Raw genomic sequence first — 19,693 nt, 5'->3', positions numbered from 1 at the left:
CTGTGCTCGGCGGGCGTCCGGAGGTGCAGACCCCGGCGTCGCGCGGGACTCATCGATGAGCCCGTGGCACGAGACCGGCGACCGTCACGCCCCTTCGTCAGGAGGGAGGGGCGGGAGGCTGCTCGCGGACACCAGGTCGAGGCTGCGCAGGGCGCCGCGAGCCCTCAACAACAGGTGGCGGAGGAGACCTGCGGGCGCGCGTCGACGAGCGTGCGGCTCGTGGGGCGCGGGGAGGTCACGCGGACATGGTGCCAGGGTGGACCCCGGGCGGACAACTCCGCGTCCACGGTCCGGACGCGGTCCCGTCAGTCCACGCGGACCGTGACCTCGTGCCACCCCGACGCGCCGTCGGGCGCGGGCGGGGCGACGTCGGCGGTCTGCGCGCGGCCGTCGGCGTCGGTCGCGCGGACCGTCAGGCGGTGCTCGCCCGGCGTGGCGTCCCAGGCGAACGACCACTGCCGCCACGTGTCAGGGCCCACCGTCTCGGCGAGCGTCGCCGGGCGCCACGTGCCGTCGTCGACCCGGACCTCCACGCCCGCGATCCCCGTGTGCTGCGCCCAGGCGACGCCCGCGACGGTCACGACGCCCGCCGGGACCGGCGCCCCCGCGCGCGGCGTGTCGACGCGCGACGCGAGCTTGATCGGGCCGCGCTCGGACCAGCCGCGCGTGGACCAGTACGCGACGTCGTCGGCGAACGTCGTGACCTTGAGCTCGGTGACCCACTTGGTCGCGGACACGTAGCCGTAGAGCCCCGGGACGACGAGCCGCGCGGGGAACCCGTGCTCCGCGGGCAGCGGCTCGCCGTTCATCCCGACGGCGAGCAGGCACGCGCGGTCGGGGTCGGTGAGCACGTCGAGCGGGGTGCTCGCGGTCCAGCCGTCGGCGCTCGTGGACAGGACCATGTCGGCGCCGTCGCGCACCCCGGCGCGCGCGAGCAGCTCGCGCACGGGGTAGCCGAGCCACCGCGCGTTGCCGACGAGGTCGCCGCCGACCTCGTTCGACACGCACGTGAGCGTCACGTGGTGCTCCGTGAGCGGGAGCGCGAGCAGATCGTCGAGCGTGAGCTCGAACGGCTCGTCGACGAGACCGGTCACGCGCAGCGTCCACGAGGCGGGGTCGACCTGGGGCACGCGCAGCGCGGTGTCGATCCGGTAGAAGTCGCCGTTGGGCGTCACGTACGGCGCGAGGCCTGGCACCCGCAGGTCCGCCCCGGCGGGGACGGCCGGGGCGGGCGTCGCCGGGGAGGGCAGCCGCAGCGCCTCGCGCGCGGCCGTGACGGCGCGCGACCCGGCCGACACCGCCCGGGACGTCGCGAGCGCGACGACGCCCGCCGCGGCGGCGAGGCCGGTGACGAGGAGGAAGCGGCGCCGGTCCATCGGGCCACGGACCCCGGTGACCGCCCGGCCGTCGTCGGCGACGCTCTCGGCGAGGAGCCCCGCGTCCGACGGGCCGCGCAGCGGCGCGAGGGACGCCCGGAGCAGCAGGACCGCGACCCCGACCCCGACGAGCGACGGCAGCGCCCACGCGACGCTCGCGCCGGGCCGCGTCGCGGCCACGACGGCGCCGACGGCTCCCACGGCGCCCAGCAGCAGGGAACCCCACGGCGGACGGCGCAGCTCGAGCCCGCCCGCGAGCGCCGCGCCCGCGGCGAGGACGACCCCCATGCCGCCGAGCAGCACCGCCTTGTCGGCGGTCCCGAACGTCGCGACCGCCCAGTCCTTGACCGGGCCGGGGACGGCGTCGACCACCCCGGCGCCCGCGGCGAAGAGCGGGCTGGACCCCGGCCCGACGAGCGCCGCGACGAGCTCGGCGACCGCGAACCCGACGGCCGCGCACACGACCCCCGCGAGCGCGGCCCACGCTCCCGCCCGACCGTTCCGACCGCCGCCCATCCGCCGACCTCCTGTCGCTCCCAGTGAACGCCCGTCACGGGCTCCGCGCCACGGCCTCGGCCCTGCGCCGTCTCCGCGGGTCGTCGCTCAGGCGGTCTCGACGCCCTTGGGGACGAGCGGGGCGCGCCACAGGGAGTACGTCGACGCCTGGGCGACGGGGCGCAGGACCAGCGAGTCGATGTTGACGTGGTGCGGGCGCGTGACGGCGAAGGTCACGACGTCGGCGACGTCGTCGGCGGTGAGCGGGTCCACGACCCCGGCGTACACGGCGTCGGCCCCGGCCTGGTCCCCGTGGTAGCGGTTGAGCGAGAACTCCGGCGTGTGCACGAGGCCGGGCGCGATCTCGATGACGCGGATCGGCTCGCCGACCAGCTCGAGGCGGAGCGTCTTGGCGACCCCGAGCAGCGCATGCTTCGACGCGACGTAGCCGGACCCGCCGACGTAGGTGTCGTGACCCGCGGTCGACGTCATGAGCACGATGTCGCCCCGCCGCGACGCGCGCAGGAGGGGCAGGAACGCCTTCGTCACGCGCACGGTGCCGAGCACGTTCGTCTCGTACATCGCGCGCCACTCGTCGATCTTCGCCTCGTCCACGTGGTCGACGCCGAGCCCGAACCCGGCGATGTTGAGCAGCGCGTGCACCGGCCCGCGCGCGCCCGCCTCCGCGACGAGGCGCGCGACGTCCTCGTCGGACGTGACGTCCCCGACGACCGGGTGGGCGCCCGTGCGCTCCGCGACCTCCGTGAGCCGGTCCGCGCGCCGCGCGAACGCGACGACGTCCCAGCCGCGAGCGCGCAGGTACCGCACGCACGCCTCCCCGATGCCCGACGACGCGCCGGTCACCACCGCGCGCAGCGGTGCGGTCGAGGGGTTCTGGGCAGGCAGGTTCGATGGCTCCGTCACGACGGACACTCTGCCACGACGGACCGCCGGAGGGACTAGGCTGACGGAGGACCACGGGCCCCGCACTGGCCCGTCCGGGCGGCACGGATCTGTGCCGCGGGTCCGCGCGACGCGAGATGACGCGTCGGTCCCGGCCGGCGCTCGCCGGTCGGCATCGAGAACGCACCGCCGCAGCGGCGTGCCCACCGAGAGCACGCCGCACCGCGCCCGACCCCCGGAGACCTCGCCCGTGCCCTCGTCCCGCACCGTGCACCGCCAGCCCGTCCGCCGCGCCGTCCTCGCGCTCCCGACCGCCACGCTCGCCCTGCTGCTCGCCGCCTGCTCGTCGGGCACCGCACCGGGCGACGACCCGACCGCGGACGGCGACGCCACGCCGACGGGCGACGCGAGGGCGACCACCTACCCCCTCACGCTCGACGACTGCGGGTTCGAGGTGACGTTCGACGCGGCACCGGAGCGCGTGGTCACGATCAAGTCGAGCACGACGGAGATGCTGCTCGCGCTCGGGCTGGGCGACCGGATCGTCGCGAGCGCGTTCGCCGACGGCCCGGTCCCCGAGTCCTTGGCCGACGCCGCGGCGGACGTCCCCGCGGTGGCAGAGCCGCTCTCGGACCAGGTGCCCGGTGCGGAGGCGGTCCTGGAGACCGAGCCCGACCTCGTCTACGCGGGCTGGGAGTCCAACCTCACGGCGGAGGGCGCGGGCGACCGCGAGACGCTCGCGCAGCTCGGCGTCGCGACGTACGTCTCCCCCGCCGCGTGCAAGGCGCCGGAGTACATGCCCGACCCGCTGACGTTCGACGACGTGTTCGCCGAGATCACCGAGGTCGGCACGATCTTCGACGCACAGGACGCCGCGGCGGACCTCGTCGCGGAGCAGCGCGCGACGCTCGACGGCGTCGTCCGCGACGACCGCGGCCTGACCGCCCTGTGGTACTCGTCGGGCGACGACATCCCGTACGTCGGCGCTGGCATCGGCGCGCCGCAGATGATCCTCGACGCGGTCGGCCTCGAGAACGTCGCGGGCGACGTGCACGACACCTGGACGTCGTACGCGTGGGAGGAGGCGATCGCCGCCGACCCAGACGTCCTCGTCCTCGTCGACGCCGCGTGGAACACCGCCGAGGCGAAGATCGAGCGGCTCGAGTCCAACCCGGCGACGGCCGAGATGACGGCCGTGCGCGAGGGCCGCTACCTGACGATCCCGTTCCCGGCGACCGAGGCCGGCGTGCGCAACGTCGACGCCGTCGTGGACCTCGCGGCACAGCTGGAGGCGCTCGGCCTGTGACCACGCTGCGCACCCGGCCCGCCCCCGCGCCGCCCGGCCGACGGGACGGCGCGGGGACCGGCGCGCGCCGGGGCGCGGGCTGGTGGGTGCCGGTCGGCGTCGGCGCCCTCGTCGTGACGGTGCTCGTCACGGTGACGATCGGCCCGGCGGACCTCGCGGTCGGGGACGTGTGGCGCTCCGTCGCGACGCACCTCGGGCTCGGCGGGCTGCTCGGCCTCGAGTCGCTCGGGGCCCTCCAGGACGGCATGGTGTGGCAGCTCCGCCTCCCCCGCGTGCTCACCGCGGCGGCCGTGGGCGCGGGTCTCGCCGTGTGCGGCGTCGTCATGCAGTCGCTCACGCGCAACCCCCTCGCGGACCCGTACCTCCTCGGGCTGTCGTCGGGCGCGTCGCTCGGCGCGGTGCTCGTGCTCGTCGCCGGGTGGACCGTGCTCCTGCCGGTCGCGGCGTTCGGGGGCGCCGTGCTCGCGCTCGTCGCGGCGCTCGGCCTCGCGGGCGCGCTCGGCGCGCTCACGCCGACGCGGACCGTGCTCGCGGGCCTCGCGGTGAGCCAGCTCGCGGCGGCCGCGACGAGCTTCGTCATCTTCTGGTCCGCGACCGGCGACTCCTACCGCGAGATCCTCTCGTGGCTCATGGGGTCCGTCGCCGGAGCGACGTGGACCTCCGTGGCGGTCGCGGGCGGCGCGACCCTCGTGCTCGGGACCCTGCTCGCGTCGACCGGTTCCGTGCTGGACGCCTTCACGTTCGGCGACACCGCCGCGTCCACGCTCGGGGTCGACGTCGCGCGCGTGCGCTGGACGCTGCTCGTGGGCGTCGCGCTGCTCACCGGGGCGCTCGTCTCCCAGTCGGGGTCCATCGGGTTCGTCGGCCTGATCCTGCCGCACGCCGTGCGGCTCCTCACGGGCGCGCGGCACCGGCTGCTCCTGCCGCTCTCCGCGCTGTTCGGGGCGACGTTCCTCGTCTGGGCGGACACGCTCGCGCGCACGGTGTTCGCGCCTCGCGAGCTGCCTGTCGGGATCGTTACGGCCGCGATCGGCGCGCCGGTGTTCGCGCTGCTCCTGTGGCGAGGGAGGAAGGCCGCATGAGCGGGACGACGCGCACGACGGCGCACGCGGCTCCCCCGGTCGGCGCCGACGCCGTGCCGGACCGCCTCGGCGACGGGACCAGCCCGTCCGGTCGCGACGGCACGGACGGGCTCGACGCCGCGCGCGTGTCCTGGTCCGTCGACGGTCGCCTGATCCTCGACGGCGTCGACTGCACCGCCCCGGCCGGCGCGGTGAGCGGGCTGCTCGGGCCCAACGGCTCCGGCAAGTCGACCCTCCTGCGCGTGCTCGCGGGGGTGCGCGCCCCGTCCACGGGGCCCGACGACGCCGCGCGGGCGCGCTTCGACGGCGCGGACCTGCTCACGATGCCGCGGCGGCGACGCGCGCGCGTGCTCGCGCTCGTCGAGCAGGACGCGACGACCGACCTCCCGCTCTCCGTGCTCGACGCCGTCCTGCTGGGCCGCATCCCCCACCGATCGCTCCTGGCGGGCGACTCCGCGCACGACCGGGAGGTGGCCGCCGCGGCGCTCGCCCGCGCCGGGATGTCCGGCTTCGCCGAGCGGGAGGTCGCGACCCTCTCCGGCGGCGAGCGCCAGCGCGTGCACCTGGCGCGCGCGCTCGCGCAGGAGCCCGCGCTGCTCCTGCTCGACGAGCCGACCAACCACCTCGACATCGCCGCGCAGCTCGACACGATGCGCGTCCTGCGCGACCTCGCCGACGACGGGGTGACCGTCCTCGCCGCGCTCCACGACCTCAACCTCGCGGCGCAGACGTGCGACCACGTCGTCGTGCTGGCGGACGGGCGGGTCGTCGCCGCGGGCGACGTGCGCGAGGTCCTGGTCCCCGAGGTGCTCGACCCGGTCTACGGCGTGCGGTGCGAGGTGCTCACCCACCCCCGGACGGGCCGACCCGTCCTCACGTTCGCGCCGCAGGAGTGAGCGACCCGCTCGCGTACCCTCGGCGGGTGCGTCTCTCGCTGGTTCCCCGTCGTGCGCCGACGCTCGCCGCGGCCGGGCTCGCCGTGGCCTGCGCCGTGTCTCTCTCCGGCTGCGCGCTGCTCGACGGCCGGTCCCCGTTCGACACCTCGAACGTCTCGTACGCGGACGTCGAACGGGCCCTGCCCGGGGTCCAGGACGCGCTGGACGAGGCGGGCCTCCCCGTCGAGGTGAGCCTGTACACCGGTTCGAGCAACTGCGAGGGCGCGTGCGACCTGGGTGTCGGGGTGAGCCTGCTGCCGGCCGAGGACGCGCCACGCCCCGACCTGCACCCGGACGCGCTGGCCGCGGTGCTCGTGGTCGTGCTGCCCGAGGTGTCGGGCATGCCCGTGTACGTCAGGACCGGGGTCTCCGAGGACGGCGCGGGCCTCGACCTCGAGCCCGCGGCCCGTGCCCTCGGACTGGACGAGCCTCCCTTCTCGATGTCGATCGGCGAGGTGCACGTCCCGAAGGACGAGCTCGACACGGCGCTCGAGCTGGCGGTCGCCCGCCTCGACCGCTGACCGCGGCCTTCCGGGTCGTGTCTTCACCTGACCGGCCGGGCCGAGGCGCGGTGCTCGCTCAGTAGCCGCGGAGGCGCTCCAGACGGACGCGCACGGTGACGGAGTAGTCCTCGTGGAAGCCGTCGGGAGTCATGCCGAGGCCGCGGATCCCCTCGCCGTACTTCGCGTCGTACGCGACGCGCTCGTCGGGTGAGAGGCCGGCGTCGTCGATCGCGGCGGTGCCGGTGAGGACGACGACGTCGTCCCCCGACCGGGTGCTGTTGAGGTGCACCGCGACGCGGTGGTTCCCGCGGACGTTGCGCAGCTTCGCGGTGCGGGGCTGGGACTTGACCACGACCTCGTCCGCCCGGTCCCACACGAACCACACGGGGGTCGGCTGGGGGGCGTCGTGCGGGTCGACGGTCACGAACCACAGGACCGGCTCGGCGGCGAGACGGGTCGCGGCGCGCGAGCCCAGGTCGGACGTGGTGTCGATCGCGGGCACGGTCACGCCTCCTTCGTGGTGGTCGCGGCCAGGCGCGGCAGCTCGATCGCGGGGCAGCGGTCCATGACCATGTCGAGCCCGGCGTCGCGCACGCGCTGCGCGGCGTCCTCGTCGATCACGTCGAGCTGGAACCAGACCGCCTTCGCGCCGATCGCGACGGCCTGGTCGGCGACGTCGCCCGCGAGCTCGGAGCGCACGAACACGTCGACGACGTCGACCGGGAACGGGACGTCCGCGAGCGTGGCGTAGCCCTGCTCCTCGTGCACGGTCTCCGCGGACGGGTGGACGGGGACGATGCGCTTGCCGTGCTGCTGGAGCACGCGCGCCACGCCATACGCGGCGCGCGACGTGTTGTTCGACAGGCCGACGACGGCCCAGGTCTCGGTGCCCTCGAGCACCCGACGGATGGTCTCCTGCTCGTCGGCCGGCGCGGCCGCTGCGACGTCGCTCATGTCGTGCGCAACCGGCCCCCCGCCGTGGCTATTCCGCGACGGAGGCCCGGCGCGCGGGCACCTCAGACGAGCGCGACCGCCAGCAGCGCGGTCGCCACCGCGCCGGCGACGGTCCGCACGTGGTTCCACGCGAGCCAGCGCGGGAGGAACGCGGCCCACGCGGCGGCGAGGTCCGCGGGCCGCTCCGCCGCCGCGTCGAGACGCTCGTTGAGCGGGACGTTGCCCACGGCCGTGACGCCGAGGATCCCGACGGCGGAGACCACCGCGCCCGCGAGCGCCCGCACCGCGCCGGGCGACCCGCCGACCAGGCCGACGACGGCCGCCGCGGCGGGCACGAGCACGCTGGCCGCGAGCAGGAGCATCAGCGGCGGGCGCAGCGCGTCCTTGTTGATCGCGACCATGGCCGCGGCCCCGTCGGCGGCGGGGAGGCGGCGCAGCCCGCCCATCACGAACGTGGAGAACGCGAAGAGCACCCCGCCCGCGAGCCCCGTCGCGACCGCACCCGCGACGACGAGCACCGCGAAGGCGCTCACGAGGGCTGCCCCGACGTCGACGTGACCGTCGCCGGCCAGGTCGCGGCCTCGCGCACCGCGAACTCGCGGAAGTCGCGCGGCTCGCGGCCCAACGCCTGCCGGACGCCGTCGGCGACCGGGGTCCCGCGGCCGTCGAGCACCTCGGTGAAGAGGTAGCGCATGAGGCCCACGACGTCGTCGGGCAGCCCGATCGCCCGCAGCCCCGCGACGAACTCGTCCATGGTGATCGGCGCGAACCGCACGTCGTGCCCGCTCGCCCTCGCGATCTCCGCCACCGCCTCGGCGAACGTGATCGCACGCGGCCCGGTGAGCTCGTAGACCCGGCCGGCGTGCGCGTCGTCGACGAGCGCCGCGACCGCGACGTCGGCGACGTCCTCGAGGTCGACGAACGGCTCGGCGACCCGGTCCACCGGGAGCGCGAGGACGCCGTCGAGCACGGGATCGAGCAGGAAGCTCTCGCTGAAGTTCTGGTCGAAGAACGCGCACCGGACCACGGTGCGGCCGGGGAACGCCTCGGCGACCAGCACCTCCGCGCGCTGCGCCTCGACCTCGCCGCGGCCGGAGAGCAGGACGAGGCGGCGCACCCCCGCCTCCCGGGCGAGCGCCGCGAACCGGGCGACGGTCTCCGGGGAGCCCGGGATCGCGAGGTCGGGCACGTAGACCGCGTACACCGCCTCGGCCCCGGCGACCGCGGGGCGCCACGTGGTCTCGTCCTCCCAGTCGAAGCGGACGGCCCCGGAGCGGGACGCGCGCCGCACGGGGAGCCCGAGGGCGTCGAGGCGGTCGGCGACCCGGCGGCCGGTCTTGCCCGTCGCGCCGAGGACCAGGACCGGACCGGGGGCCGGGGCAGCGGTCGGGGTGTCGGTCGAGGCGGGAACCGGGTTCGGTGTCGTAGCGCTCATGGCGTCTCTCCTGTCGAGCGTCGGTGCGGGGACGAATGCCAGTCAACCGGGCACCGGCGAGACGCGACATGGCCCTGACGCTCGTCTCCATACGCGACCGTCTCACGTCCCCGCGGCGCCTCGACCCTGGCAGCGGCTCCGGGACGGCGCGTACCCTGACCGGATGGACGTCGTCGCCGGGCTCCTCGACGGGCCGCGCGCCCGCGGCGCCTTCCTCCTGCGCAGCCACCTCCGCGCCCCGTGGGGCATGCGCATCGAGGACGAGGCGCCGCTGACGATCGTGCCCGTGCTGCGCGGCTCGGGCTGGGTCGGGCCGGTCGTGGGCGACGACGGCGCGGACCCGGGCGAGCACGTCGGGGCGGGGGACGTCGTCCTGCTGCGCGGCCCCGACCACTACGTCGTGGCGGACGCGCCGACGACCGCGCCCCAGGTGGTCATCGGGCCCGAGTCCGACATGTGCCGTGCGGTCGACGGCGGGCCCTCCCCCATGACGGTGCTCGGCGTGCGGTCGTGGGGCAACGACCCCGGTGGCGAGACCGTCATCATCACGGGCACCTACCCGCTCGACGGCGAGGTGGGCCGTCGCGTCCTGCGCGTCCTGCCGCAGCGCGTGGTGCTGCGCAGCGGCGACGTCGACGGGACGCTCGTGGAGATGCTCGCGCGCGAGGTCGTCCAGGACCTGCCCGGGCAGGAGGCGGTGCTCGACCGCCTGCTCGACCTCCTCCTCATCTCGTGCCTGCGCACGTGGCTCTCGCGCGACGACGCACCCGGCTGGTACCGCGCCGACGCGGATCCGGTGGTCGGCGCGGCGCTGCGCCTCATCCACCACGACCCGGCCCGCGCCTGGACCGTGGACGCGCTCGCGCGCGAGGTCGGGCTGTCGCGCGCGGCGTTCTCGCGGCGCTTCACCACGCTCGTCGGCGAGCCGCCGATGAGCTACCTCACCGGCTGGCGCCTCGACCTCGCGGCGGACCTCCTGCTGGAGCCCGACGCCACCCTGACGTCGGTCGCACGCGCGGTCGGGTACGCGACGCCGTTCGCGCTGAGCGCCGCCTTCAAGCGCGTGCGCGGCGTGAGCCCCGCCGCGCACCGGGCGCGCGCGGGCGCCGCCTGAGGCGGCTCACCGCGGCACCGGCACGAGCGCGACGTCCCGGAGCACGCCGTCGTCGACGACGGCCGTGAGGTACGTCCCGACCGGCTGACGACGGCGGTCCGTCGGCGACCCGGGGTTGAGGAGCCGCAGCCCGCCCGGCGAGGTCGTGTCCCACGGGACGTGGCTGTGCCCGAAGACCAGGAGGTCCGCGCCCGGGAACGCGGCGTCGGCGCGCCGCTCGCGCCCCTGCTTCGTCCCCGTCTCGTGCACGACGACGAGCCGCAGCCCGTCGATCGTCGCGCGCGCCACCTCGGGCAGACGCGCGTGCAGCGCGGGGCCGTCGTTGTTGCCGGCGACCCCGACCAGCCGGGACGCCCGCGCCTCCAGCGCGTCCAGCAGGTCGGCGCTCACCCAGTCGCCCGCGTGCACCACGACGTCGGCGTCGTCGACCGCGCGCCACACCTGGTCCGGGAGCGCCCGCGCCCGGACGGGGACGTGGGTGTCGCTCAGCAGGAGCAGGCGGGTCGGCACGGGTCTCACGATAGGTCGCGCGGACGGTCCGCGCCGGGCCACGATGGGGCATGCCGATCCCTCGCTGGGTGACCCGCAGCAACAAGCGCTTCCTCAACCCCGTGATGCTGCGCGTCGCGACCGGCGTCGGGCCGATGGCGGTCGCGCGCCACGTGGGCCGACGCAGCGGCCGCGTCTACCGCACGCCCGTCTTCGCGTTCGCGTACCGCGACGCGCCGGGAGAGCCGGTCCGCGTCGTCCTCGCGCTCACGTACGGGCCGGACGTCGACTGGGTGCGCAACGTCGACGCCGCGGGCGGGTTCGTGCTGGAGCGGCGGGGCGAGGAGTTCCGCGTCGAGGACCTGCGCCGCGTCACGGGCGAGGACGGGCTGCGGCTCCTGCCCGGCTGGACGAGCGCCGTCCTGCGCCGCACGGGGGTGGACGAGTTCCGGACCGGGAGACTGCTGCGCGCGTCGACCGCGACGTCCGTGTAGCACCGCGCCCGTGCCGCGTCCTGCGGTCGACGCTCGTGCACCACGAGACGGCGGACGCCCGGCCGGAGGTCCGGCCGGGCGTCCGCGAGCGCCAGCGGATCAGCACGCGCCGAGGTCGGCCCACGGGCCCCAGGTCGCGGCGCCGGGCTTCTCGCCGAGCGTCCACCACTTGGCCTTCCACGTGTGTCCCTCGAAGGACGCCGTCGTCCCGCCCACGTACACCTGCGACGCGCTCCACGGCGCCGCCGTGCAGGTCGGGTCGGTCGGGTCGGTGGGGTCCGTCGGGTCGGTCGGGTCCGTCGCGCCGGAGGTGAACGGCGCGAACTTCTTCGAGAACTCGAACTTCTGCTGCGCCAGCCCGGAGCAGTCGTCCTGCGTCGTCTGCGCGCCGGCACAGCCGCCGGTGTCGCGGTGCAGTGCCCAGAACGACAGGTAGGCGACGCCCTTCTGCCGCGCGAAGGCGAGCACCGAGTCCGCGTTCGCGAGGGAGAACGTCTCCCCCACGCCCCAGTCGGAGACGCCGATCATCTCCGTGATGCCGACCATGTTCCAGAGCTGCGCGTCCGTCTTCGACGGGTAGATCGTCTTGAGGAAGCTCACCAGGCCGGTCGTCGCGGTGACGGTGTCCTGCGCCATGTTCGCGCGGTCGCCCTCCCAGTAGTCGAACGTCATGACGTTGACGACCGAGACCTCGACGCCGTTCGTCACGGCGTTGCGCAGCAGGTTCTTGCCCGACGCGGCCAGGCCCTGCGTCGTGGTCGGCAGCGTGTACTGCACCTCGAACGTCCGGCCGTTGGCCTTGGCCCAGTCCTGGACGATCTTCAGCGCCTTGTTGCGACGGTCCACGCCGGCGCTGCTGTTGATCGAGTCCGCCTCGATGTCGAAGTCGATGCGCTCGACGTCGTAGGTCGTGATCAGCTTCTGGATCTGCGCCGCGATCGCGTTGACGTCCGTGCACGAGTCCGCCAGCTCCGTGAGCTGCCCGTCCTCGGTCGCGTCGTCGGCCGTCCAGCCGCCGAGGGACGGGATCACGTTGCCGCCGCGCGCCTGGATCGCGTCCACCTGGGCGCCGAAGCTCGACGGCGCGATCGGCAGCGACGTGTCGCCGTTCCAGTAGAGCGTGCACGACCCCTGCCGCTCGGTCTGGGCGAACGCCAGCGTGATGTGGTCGGCGCCGGCCTGCTGGGACACCGCGCTGATGTCGTCGCCCAGCCACATCTCGTAGTACGGCGAGAACACGTGGTCGGGGATCGGCGTCGCGGCGGACGCCGGCTGCGCGGCGAGGCCGACGGCCGCGCCGACGGCGAGCGCCGTCGTGGTCGCGAGCGTGAGCAGCTTCCTTCGGAACATGGGAACCTCCGGTCCAGGCCGGCGTCGTCCGTGGCGCCGGGTGCGGGAGACGTCGGCGCAGCGGGCGACCGACGGATCGACGCTACGGCGTCCGCGACCCGCGCCCATCGGTGCGATTGCGTATCTTTCGCGATCTACGCGTCCGTAGCACCCCGTATACGGATGCCCCGGGCGACGACCCCGCGCGGCTCCGCGAGACCCGCGACCGGACGGAGGCGCCGCCGTCCTGCCATGATGGACGGCATGACCGACCAGCTCTGGATCACCGGCGACCCCGACGCGGACGCGCTCCTCAGCGACGACGCGTTCGCCCTCCTCGTCGGCATGCTCCTCGACCAGCAGTACCCCATGGAGCACGCGTTCGCGGGACCGCGCAAGATCCGCGACCGCCTCGGCTCCATCGACCCGCGCGCCGTCGCGGAGGCGGACCCCGACGCGTTCGTCACGCTCGCGACGACGCCCCCGGCCATCCACCGGTACGGGCGCTCCATGGCGGCCCGGGTGCAGGACCTGGCGCGCGTCGTCGTCGACGAGTACGACGGCGACGCGACCCGGATCTGGACCGCGCCCGGCGCCGGCGACGACGGCACGGCGGCGCCGACCGGCGCGGAGGTCCTCGCCCGGCTGCGCGCGCTGCCCGGGTACGGCGACCAGAAGGCCCGGATCTTCCTCGCGCTGCTCGGCAAGCAGCGCGGCGTGCAGCCCGCAGGGTGGCGGGAGGCGGCGGGCCACTACGGCGACGAGGGGTCGCGCCGGTCCATCGCCGACGTCACGAGCGCGGAGTCGCTCGCGGAGGTCCGCACGTTCAAGAAGGCGCAGAAGGCCGCGGCGAAGGCCGCGAAGGCCGCGAAGGCCTGACCCGGCGGGGGCGTCGCGGGTCGCACCACCGGCCGCACCGCGACGGACGTCCGCGTGCGCGGCGACGCCCGGCCGCTATCGTCGGCGCGTGACCACGACGACGTCGCGCGCCCCGGCGCTGCCACCCTCCACCCGCACGCTGCTGGCTCTCGCGGCGGGCGTCGTCGTGCTCGCCGGTGTCCACACGGCACGGGAGGTGCTCGCGCCGCTGCTCCTCGCGGCCGTGATCGTCATCATCTGCCACCCCGTGCGCTTCCCGCTCGAGCGCCGGGGCTGGCCGCGGTGGGCCGCGACGACGGCGGTCGTCGTGGTCGCGTACCTCATCCTCGCCGTGCTCGTCGCGATGCTCGTGTTCGCGGGCTTCCGGTTCGCCGACCTGGTGCGCGAGTACCTGCCGGCGCTCGTGCGCTCGGTCGAGGACGTCGTCGACCAGCTCTCCGCCGTCGGGATCGACACGGACGTCGCGGAGGCGGCGACGTCGTGGCTGGAGCCCGCCCGGGTCCTCAGCCTCGCCGGGAACGTGTCGGGCATGGCGCTCGGGATCGCGACCGCCTTCTTCTTCGTGCTCGCCTACGCGATCTTCATGGCGGCGGACGCCGCGCGGTACTCGACCGCGACCACGGTGTTCGGCACCGAGCGCGCCGCGACGATCGACCGCGCGGCCCGGTTCAGCGGCGGCGTGCGGCGCTACTTCGTCGTCAACGCGTCGTTCGGCGCGGTCGTCGCGATCGTCGACGGCGTCGCGCTCTGGCTGCTCTCCGTCCCCGCGCCGACGGTGTGGGCGATCCTCGCGTTCGTCACGAACTTCATCCCCAACATCGGCTTCGTGCTCGGCCTCGTGCCGCCCGCGATCATGGCGTTCGTCGTCGGGGGGTGGCAGCTCGCGCTCGCCGTCGTCGCGGTCTACTGCGTCGTGAACGTCGTGCTCCAGGTGCTCGTCCAGCCCAAGTTCGTGGCGGACGCCGTGAACCTCAGCCTGACCCTCAGCTTCGTCTCCGTCGTGTTCTGGACGTTCGTCATCGGTCCGCTCGGCGCGATCCTCGCGATCCCGCTCACGCTCCTCGTGCGCGCGCTCGTCCTGGAGCCCGACCCCGGCTCGGGCTGGCTGCGCTGGCTCTCCGGCGACGACGTGCCCCGCGCCCGTGGGACGGACCCGGCGCCCGGCGCGGCGGAAATCGACGGTCCGACCGCGGCGGAGCGTGTCGAGGCGCCCTCGCCCCGGGACGCGGAGACCGAGCGTGACCCTCAGGTCCAGCCTGAGGGTTCGGCGGCGGACGACGCGCCTGCCCCGGAGACGGCGTAGCCGCGCACCCTGTTGCGACCCCGTCCACGGTCCCTAGGCTGGCAGACGGCGGGTGTCCGCCCGTCACCGGCACGGGGAGGAACCATGGCGCACGGAGACATCACGCACATCGACATCCCGGTGAGCGACAGCGGCCGGGCCACGCAGTTCTACGGTGAGCTCTTCGGCTGGCAGATCGCGGAGGTCCCGGGCTTCGAGGGCTACCCCATGTGGCAGGCGCCGAACAAGATCAGCGGCGGCGGTCTCGCCCCGCGGTCCGAGGGGTTCACCACCCCGCGCAGCTACGTCGAGGTCGACTCGATCGAGGACACGCTCGCGAAGGTGCGCGAGCTCGGGGGCCGTGTGGTCCTGGAGAAGTCCGAGATCAGCCCGACGTCGTGGTGGGCGTCGTTCGAGGACGCCGACGGGAACCAGATCGGCCTCTACGAGGGCACGACGGACGCGGGCTGACCACGCCGGGCGTCCCCACCCGGGCGGTCGTCGCGGTCAGGGCGACAGCACGCGACCGTCCGGGTCGCCCGGCCGTCGGGGCCGGAGCGTGGGCGGGGGCGGCCACGGGAGGTCGTAGCGCTCCACGGGGACGTCGATCGCGCCGAAGTCGTCGGTCTGCACGACCACGCCGTCCGGCGTGACCTCCACGAGCCGGACGCGCAGGGGCGGCGCGTCCTCCCGCTCGAGCATCCACACGTCGGCCAGCCACGCGAGGCTGAGCCCGTCCAGCGCCTCCTCCGCCTCGAGCCAGCCCACCGGGCCGGTCAGCTCGCGCCCGAGGAGCGACACCGCGACCCAGGCATCGCCCTCGGGACGGATCCAGCCCACGTGCTCGCGGTCGTCGGGGCGGCGGTGCGGGATCCACTCGGCGGGCAGCATCCCGGCAGGCTAGCCCGCCGGCCGTCCGCGAGCCAGCACATTGCCGCCCTCCGGGTGCCGCCGCTCAGCGGGCGGGGAGGGGCTCGTTCCCCGACCCCTCGCGGAAGCCCTCGCCGAACCCGTCGCGATAGCCGCGGTCGTAGGCCTCGGCGCTCCCCTCCCGGAAGAGGTCGTCGGCGGAGGGCCGGACGAGCGCGCGCGCACCCGGGCCGTCGTCGTCGCCCACGTACCGGCCCAGCCCTCGCACGACGGCGACCGGACGGCCCGCCGTCTTGCCGCGCACCAGCTCGCTCGCGGAGGCCACCTCGTCGGCGACGGCCGTGACCGTCACGGAGAGGGGACGGCCGTGCGCGTCCGTCCCGCCGCGCAGGTCCTCGGCCACGACGATCCCCGCCGCACCGATCGCGACGTCGACCAGCCCGTCGCGCCACGCACGACCCGCGGTGTCGGTGACGACGACGCCCAGACGGTCGAGCCCGAACCGGTCGCGCAGCGCGGCCCGCAGCGCCCGGGCCGAGGCGTCCGGGTCGAGCGGGAGCAGGAGCACCGTCCCGTCGGGGGTGTTGGAGGCGTCGACCCCGGCCGCGGCCATGACCAGGCCCAGGTGGTTCTCGACGATGCGCAGCGGAGGCTGGCCCGGGCGCTCGCGCGTCGCGACCACGCGCACCGTCTCGTCGGTGATCGCCTGCTCGCGGTCGGCGGCGGCGACCACGCGGCCCTCTGCCTTGGACACGACCTTGCTCGTCACCACGACGACGTCGCCCTCGGCGAGCGCGTCGCCCGGCGGCGCCCCGGCGAGCAGGTCGCCGACGAGCGCGGCGAGGTCGTCGCCCGGGCGCACCTCGCCCAGGCCCGACGGCGCCCACACGGACAGGCGCGCGTCGTCGCCCTCGCGCGCGCTGCCGTCGGGCACGACCGCGCCCGTGCCGCCGGAGGTCATCGCGCCAGCTTCGGAAGGACCTCGCGACCGAAGACCTCGATCCACTCCCGCTGGTTGCGGCCCACGTTGTGGAGGTAGATCCGGTCGAAGCCGAGGTCGACGAACTTCTGGATGTACGCGCGGTGCTCGTCGGGGTCGGCCGAGATGACCATGCGGCCCTCGAAGTCCTCGGGGCGCACGAGCTTGGCCATCTGCTCGAAGTCGTGCGGCGAGCGGATGTCGGCCTTGGGGAACTTCATGCCGCCGTTGGGCCACTCGGTCATCGCGTTCGCGAGCGCCTCCTCGTCGGTCGCCGCCCAGGACAGGTGGAGCTGCAGCACCTTGGGCATCGCCTGCGGGTCCCGGCCGGACTCACGGACGCCGTCGTCGAACTTGCCGAACAGCATGGAGATCTTCTCCAGCGGCGCACCGACCGTGATGAGGCCGTCCGCGTGCCGCCCGGCGCGCTTCGCCGTCACCGGGCCCGCCGTGGCCACGAGGATCTCCGGCGGGACCTCGGGCATGGTCCACAGCCGCGTGGACTCCATCTTGTAGAACTGCCCGGAGTGCTTGACGTCCTTGTTGTCGAGCCCGGACTGGAACAGCTTCTTGATGACGTCGATCGCCTCGAACATGCGGTTGATGCGCTCGGGCGCCTCCGGCCAGTAGCCCGCGACCACGTGCTCGTTGAGCGCCTCGCCCGAGCCCAGGCCGAGCCAGTGCCGCCCGGGGTACATCGCGGCGAGCGTCGCCGACGCCTGGGCCACCATCGCGGGGTGCCAGCGGAACGTCGGCGCCGTGACGCCCGGGCCGAGGTCGCCCCTCGTGCGCTCGCCGAGCGCGGTGAGCACGTTCCAGACGAACGACGACTCGCCCTGCGCGGGGACCCACGGCTGGAAGTGGTCGGCCGCCATGGTGCCGGAGAAGCCGTGCTCCTCCGCGTAGGCCGAGAGCGCGACGGCCTCGGTCGGGTGGAACTGCTCCAGCATCGCGGCATAGCCGATCGTCAGACCCATGAGCCGACCCTAACCCCCCTCGAGCCCGCCCGGGCCGCCGGTCGCGCCGGGCGCGGCCGCCGCCTCACGACGACGTCCGCGCCCGGCGCTCCCACGGCCCTCCGGAGCGCCCGGGTCAGACGTACAGCGGGGTCAGCGCCTCGTACTCCTCGACGGAGCCGTTGCGCAGGCACACCTCGATGATCTGCCGTCCCAGCGGGTCGAGGCCGTCGGTGAGGAACTGCCGGAGCTCGCTCGCGAAGAAGTCGGTGATGATCCGCGCCCCGGTGTCGTAGGCCTCGATCCCCACCTGGGACTGCAGCTCGGGCCGCAGGAACGTCGGCCGCACGAGCTGGCCGTCGATCTTCATCTCGGTGAGCGTGTACCCGAACAGCGGGCAGCGGGCCGGGGTGAGCTCCTCGGGGCGCAGGCGCCCGCCCCCGCGACGGGCGAGGTACTCGCGGGTCAGCCACTCCGCGGCGAAGTCGACCTTGTACGCGCCGATGTGCTGGTTGGGCGTCAGGACGTACCGGGTCCGGTCCGTCTCCACGAACTGGCGCAGCAGGAGGTTCGCGGCCGCGACCTTGGTCCCGGTCGCGAACGGCCAGTACGACCCGACGCCCTCCGCGACCATGCCGCCGTGGGCCAGCGCCTCCGTCGCCGAGCGCGACTCGCCGATCGACGGGTTCTTGTCCCCGCGCGGCGCGACGAGCCGCCAGATCCACGCGAGGGAGGCGGGGACGACGTGGGTCATGCCCATGATCCCGTAGGTCGGGTGGTCCCGGGTGCAGGCCGGCATGCGGGCGCCGAACGTGCGGACGTCGACCTCGGCCGGCCCGGCGACGCCGGTGAGCAGGTGGCGGGGCACGACGACGCGCGGGTTGGGGCAGCGCCGGCCGTCCGAGTCGAGCGTGTGCTCCCAGGGCAGCACCGTGGCGTCGGGAACGCCGTCGATGTTGAAGAACACGAGCGGGACGTCCGGGTGGATGCACGCGCGCTCCAGGTGGGCGTCCTGGCCGTAGCCGGTGAGGTTGTCGACCCGCACGAACCACCCCTCCTCCGCGTCCGTGACGACGAGGCGACCGTCGCCGGTCTGGAGCCCGGCGTGGCACAGGGTCATGTCGTCGGTGACGGGGTCGAGCGCGCTCGTCTCCCCGAGCGTGATGACGTACGGCTCGTCGGTCACGACGTTCGTGCCCAGCAGGATCCGGCCGTCCTCCTGACGCCGGATCTCCTGGCACATCTCGGACTTGCCGCCGCCCGACGCGCCCTCGTGCATGACGACGGTCTCGTTCTCGTACGGCGTGGTGACGCGGACCGACGACGCGTGCGCGGTGACCCAGCCCTCGCGCTCGCCCACGTCGAGCAGGACCGAGAACACGCCCTTCTTCGCGCTCGGACCGGGGTACAGGTTGTAGGCGAACACCTCGTGCAGCGTCTCGGAGCGGTCGTGCACGACGACCTGGCGCCCGCCGAACCGCGTGTGGCGGAACGGCGGGGCGACGTAGAGGATAGAGCGCGGCTCGAACGGCCCGAGCTCGTCGAACGTGGTCCAGCCCTGCAGGTCGACGAGCGCGAGGGCGAAGAACGCCGCGTTGGCCGGGCAGACGGCGAGGGACGGGTAGCCGTGGGTGCGTCCCCCCGCGCGGAACGGCACGACCACCAGCTCCTGGGTCGCGAGCCACGCGAGCGTCTCGTCCTTGACCGGGGCGAACTCCGCACCGAAGACGTCGCGGTAGCGCGGCTTGTCGGTGGGCAGGTCGTCGGCGATGCGCATGCAGTCCGGGTCGCGCCGGCGCATGTAGTCCTCGGGGTAGTTCACCGCGACGCCGTTCCGGCAGCGCACCACCTCGGCCTCGGGGACGAGGGTGCCGTCGGCGTCGTACTCCACGACGAACCGCGGACCGCCGCCAGGGCCGAGCGCGAGGCGGTAGAGCTCCTCGCGCGAGGACGGCACGACGAGGTCCGGGCACGCCGCGAGCGCCCCCTCGAGCGCGGGCGGGAGGACGACGCCCGGTGGCAGGGCGCCGGTCGTGCGCGCGCGGTCGGTGGTCGTGAGGGTCATGGTTGCTCCCGGTGGTCGGCGCGAGGGACGAGATCGAGGTGCGCCCACGAGCACCCGTGTCTTTGCGTGCAGGTTACGAGCCGATGACCAATCACCCCCAGGGACCTTGGACCCGTTGTGACGTGCCCCGCCGATCCGGCCGCGACCCCCCGCGCCGCGCGGACCCCCGATAGCCTCTCGCCGGTGAGCACCTCTCCCCCGCCCCGCGCGACCCTCGACACGCGAGCCCTCGTGGAGCCCGTGGACC

The 19,693-nt window shown here is 74.9% G+C and carries 21 protein-coding genes; 9 read left to right on the top strand and 12 right to left on the bottom strand.

The genetic code is table 11. The features are described from left to right. Positions 1-305 precede the first annotated feature (305 nt). Positions 306-1,892 carry a molybdopterin-dependent oxidoreductase gene (locus ABWU78_RS17640; RefSeq protein ID WP_439159078.1) on the bottom strand — a complete coding sequence of 529 codons (1,587 nt, stop codon included), beginning with the start codon at positions 1,890-1,892 and terminating at the stop codon, positions 306-308. A gap of 87 nt (positions 1,893-1,979) precedes the next feature. Further along, complete coding sequence (locus tag ABWU78_RS17635; protein WP_253051253.1) at positions 1,980-2,795, bottom strand: SDR family oxidoreductase; 816 nt, start codon at positions 2,793-2,795, stop codon at positions 1,980-1,982. Between the two features lie 229 nt (positions 2,796-3,024). On the opposite strand from ABWU78_RS17635, the gene ABWU78_RS17630 reads away from it, so the two are divergent. Genes ABWU78_RS17630 through ABWU78_RS17615 form a run of 4 tightly spaced genes read left to right on the top strand, consistent with a single transcriptional unit; the run spans position 3,025 to position 6,618 of the window. Further along, positions 3,025-4,080, top strand: coding sequence for a putative F420-0 ABC transporter substrate-binding protein (locus ABWU78_RS17630; protein WP_439159077.1), 1,056 nt, complete (start codon positions 3,025-3,027; stop codon positions 4,078-4,080). After that, positions 4,077-5,162: a putative F420-0 ABC transporter permease subunit gene (locus tag ABWU78_RS17625; RefSeq protein ID WP_439159076.1), complete on the top strand. Its 1,086-nt coding sequence runs from the start codon at positions 4,077-4,079 to the stop codon at positions 5,160-5,162. The genes ABWU78_RS17630 and ABWU78_RS17625 overlap by 4 nt, the downstream gene beginning before the upstream one ends. Next, entirely contained in the window at positions 5,159-6,058 is a 900-nt protein-coding gene (locus tag ABWU78_RS17620; RefSeq protein ID WP_439159075.1) for a putative F420-0 ABC transporter ATP-binding protein, read from the top strand. The genes ABWU78_RS17625 and ABWU78_RS17620 overlap by 4 nt, the downstream gene beginning before the upstream one ends. 26 nt (positions 6,059-6,084) lie before the next feature. Then, positions 6,085-6,618, top strand: a complete 534-nt coding sequence (locus ABWU78_RS17615) for a hypothetical protein (protein WP_439159074.1) — start codon at positions 6,085-6,087, stop codon at positions 6,616-6,618. Positions 6,619-6,676: 58 nt separating this feature from the next. Here the strand turns inward: ABWU78_RS17615 and ABWU78_RS17610 are convergent, their stop codons facing one another. The 4 genes from ABWU78_RS17610 to ABWU78_RS17595 form a co-directional block, all read right to left on the bottom strand. Beyond that, complete coding sequence (locus ABWU78_RS17610) at positions 6,677-7,102, bottom strand: TIGR03667 family PPOX class F420-dependent oxidoreductase (RefSeq protein ID WP_439159073.1); 426 nt, start codon at positions 7,100-7,102, stop codon at positions 6,677-6,679. Positions 7,103-7,104: 2 nt separating this feature from the next. Continuing rightward, on the bottom strand, positions 7,105-7,554 hold the full coding sequence (locus ABWU78_RS17605) for a CoA-binding protein (RefSeq protein ID WP_439159072.1): 450 nt from the start codon (positions 7,552-7,554) through the stop codon (positions 7,105-7,107). A 62-nt stretch (positions 7,555-7,616) separates the two neighbouring features. Continuing rightward, entirely contained in the window at positions 7,617-8,087 is a 471-nt protein-coding gene (locus ABWU78_RS17600; protein WP_253051247.1) for an anthrone oxygenase family protein, read from the bottom strand. Next, complete coding sequence (locus ABWU78_RS17595; RefSeq protein WP_353708103.1) at positions 8,084-8,989, bottom strand: NAD(P)H-binding protein; 906 nt, start codon at positions 8,987-8,989, stop codon at positions 8,084-8,086. Before ABWU78_RS17595 ends, ABWU78_RS17600 begins: the two co-directional genes overlap by 4 nt. A 163-nt stretch (positions 8,990-9,152) precedes the next feature. Here ABWU78_RS17595 and ABWU78_RS17590 point away from each other — a divergent pair, with 163 nt between their 5' ends. Next, entirely contained in the window at positions 9,153-10,103 is a 951-nt protein-coding gene (locus ABWU78_RS17590) for an AraC family transcriptional regulator (protein ID WP_253051245.1), read from the top strand. A gap of 6 nt (positions 10,104-10,109) precedes the next feature. Here ABWU78_RS17590 and ABWU78_RS17585 read toward each other — a convergent pair whose 3' ends face one another. Continuing rightward, entirely contained in the window at positions 10,110-10,613 is a 504-nt protein-coding gene (locus ABWU78_RS17585; protein ID WP_353708102.1) for a metallophosphoesterase family protein, read from the bottom strand. Between the two features lie 50 nt (positions 10,614-10,663). On the opposite strand from ABWU78_RS17585, the gene ABWU78_RS17580 reads away from it, so the two are divergent. Continuing rightward, entirely contained in the window at positions 10,664-11,086 is a 423-nt protein-coding gene (locus ABWU78_RS17580) for a nitroreductase family deazaflavin-dependent oxidoreductase (protein WP_439159071.1), read from the top strand. A 99-nt stretch (positions 11,087-11,185) separates the two neighbouring features. Here the strand turns inward: ABWU78_RS17580 and ABWU78_RS17575 are convergent, their stop codons facing one another. Beyond that, positions 11,186-12,436, bottom strand: coding sequence for a chitinase (locus tag ABWU78_RS17575; RefSeq protein WP_439159070.1), 1,251 nt, complete (start codon positions 12,434-12,436; stop codon positions 11,186-11,188). Between the two features lie 243 nt (positions 12,437-12,679). Between ABWU78_RS17575 and ABWU78_RS17570 the strand changes: the two genes are divergently transcribed. From ABWU78_RS17570 to ABWU78_RS17560, 3 genes are all read left to right on the top strand, one after another. Beyond that, positions 12,680-13,294 carry an HhH-GPD-type base excision DNA repair protein gene (locus tag ABWU78_RS17570; RefSeq protein WP_439159069.1) on the top strand — a complete coding sequence of 205 codons (615 nt, stop codon included), beginning with the start codon at positions 12,680-12,682 and terminating at the stop codon, positions 13,292-13,294. Positions 13,295-13,382: 88 nt separating this feature from the next. Further along, entirely contained in the window at positions 13,383-14,597 is a 1,215-nt protein-coding gene (locus ABWU78_RS17565; protein ID WP_439159068.1) for an AI-2E family transporter, read from the top strand. A gap of 84 nt (positions 14,598-14,681) precedes the next feature. After that, positions 14,682-15,047: a VOC family protein gene (locus ABWU78_RS17560; protein ID WP_439159067.1), complete on the top strand. Its 366-nt coding sequence runs from the start codon at positions 14,682-14,684 to the stop codon at positions 15,045-15,047. A 36-nt stretch (positions 15,048-15,083) separates the two neighbouring features. On the opposite strand, the gene ABWU78_RS17555 is transcribed toward ABWU78_RS17560, so the two are convergent. From ABWU78_RS17555 to ABWU78_RS17540, 4 genes are all read right to left on the bottom strand, one after another. Continuing rightward, positions 15,084-15,467, bottom strand: a complete 384-nt coding sequence (locus tag ABWU78_RS17555; RefSeq protein ID WP_439159066.1) for a hypothetical protein — start codon at positions 15,465-15,467, stop codon at positions 15,084-15,086. 64 nt (positions 15,468-15,531) lie between these two features. Continuing rightward, positions 15,532-16,407, bottom strand: coding sequence for a coenzyme F420-0:L-glutamate ligase (gene cofE / locus ABWU78_RS17550; RefSeq protein ID WP_439159065.1), 876 nt, complete (start codon positions 16,405-16,407; stop codon positions 15,532-15,534). Next, positions 16,404-17,402, bottom strand: a complete 999-nt coding sequence (locus ABWU78_RS17545) for a TIGR03557 family F420-dependent LLM class oxidoreductase (protein ID WP_253051237.1) — start codon at positions 17,400-17,402, stop codon at positions 16,404-16,406. The genes cofE and ABWU78_RS17545 overlap by 4 nt, the downstream gene beginning before the upstream one ends. 115 nt (positions 17,403-17,517) lie before the next feature. Then, a complete protein-coding gene (locus ABWU78_RS17540; RefSeq protein WP_439159064.1) occupies positions 17,518-19,446 on the bottom strand; it encodes a DUF4914 family protein in 1,929 nt (642 codons plus the stop codon). Positions 19,447-19,693: the final 247 nt, after the last annotated feature.

Origin of the sequence: Cellulosimicrobium sp. CpK407 (assembly GCF_051844275.1) — a bacterium.
Classification (GTDB): Bacteria; Actinomycetota; Actinomycetes; order Actinomycetales; family Cellulomonadaceae; genus Cellulosimicrobium; species Cellulosimicrobium cellulans_G.
This window is presented reverse-complemented; position numbering and strand designations above follow the sequence as displayed.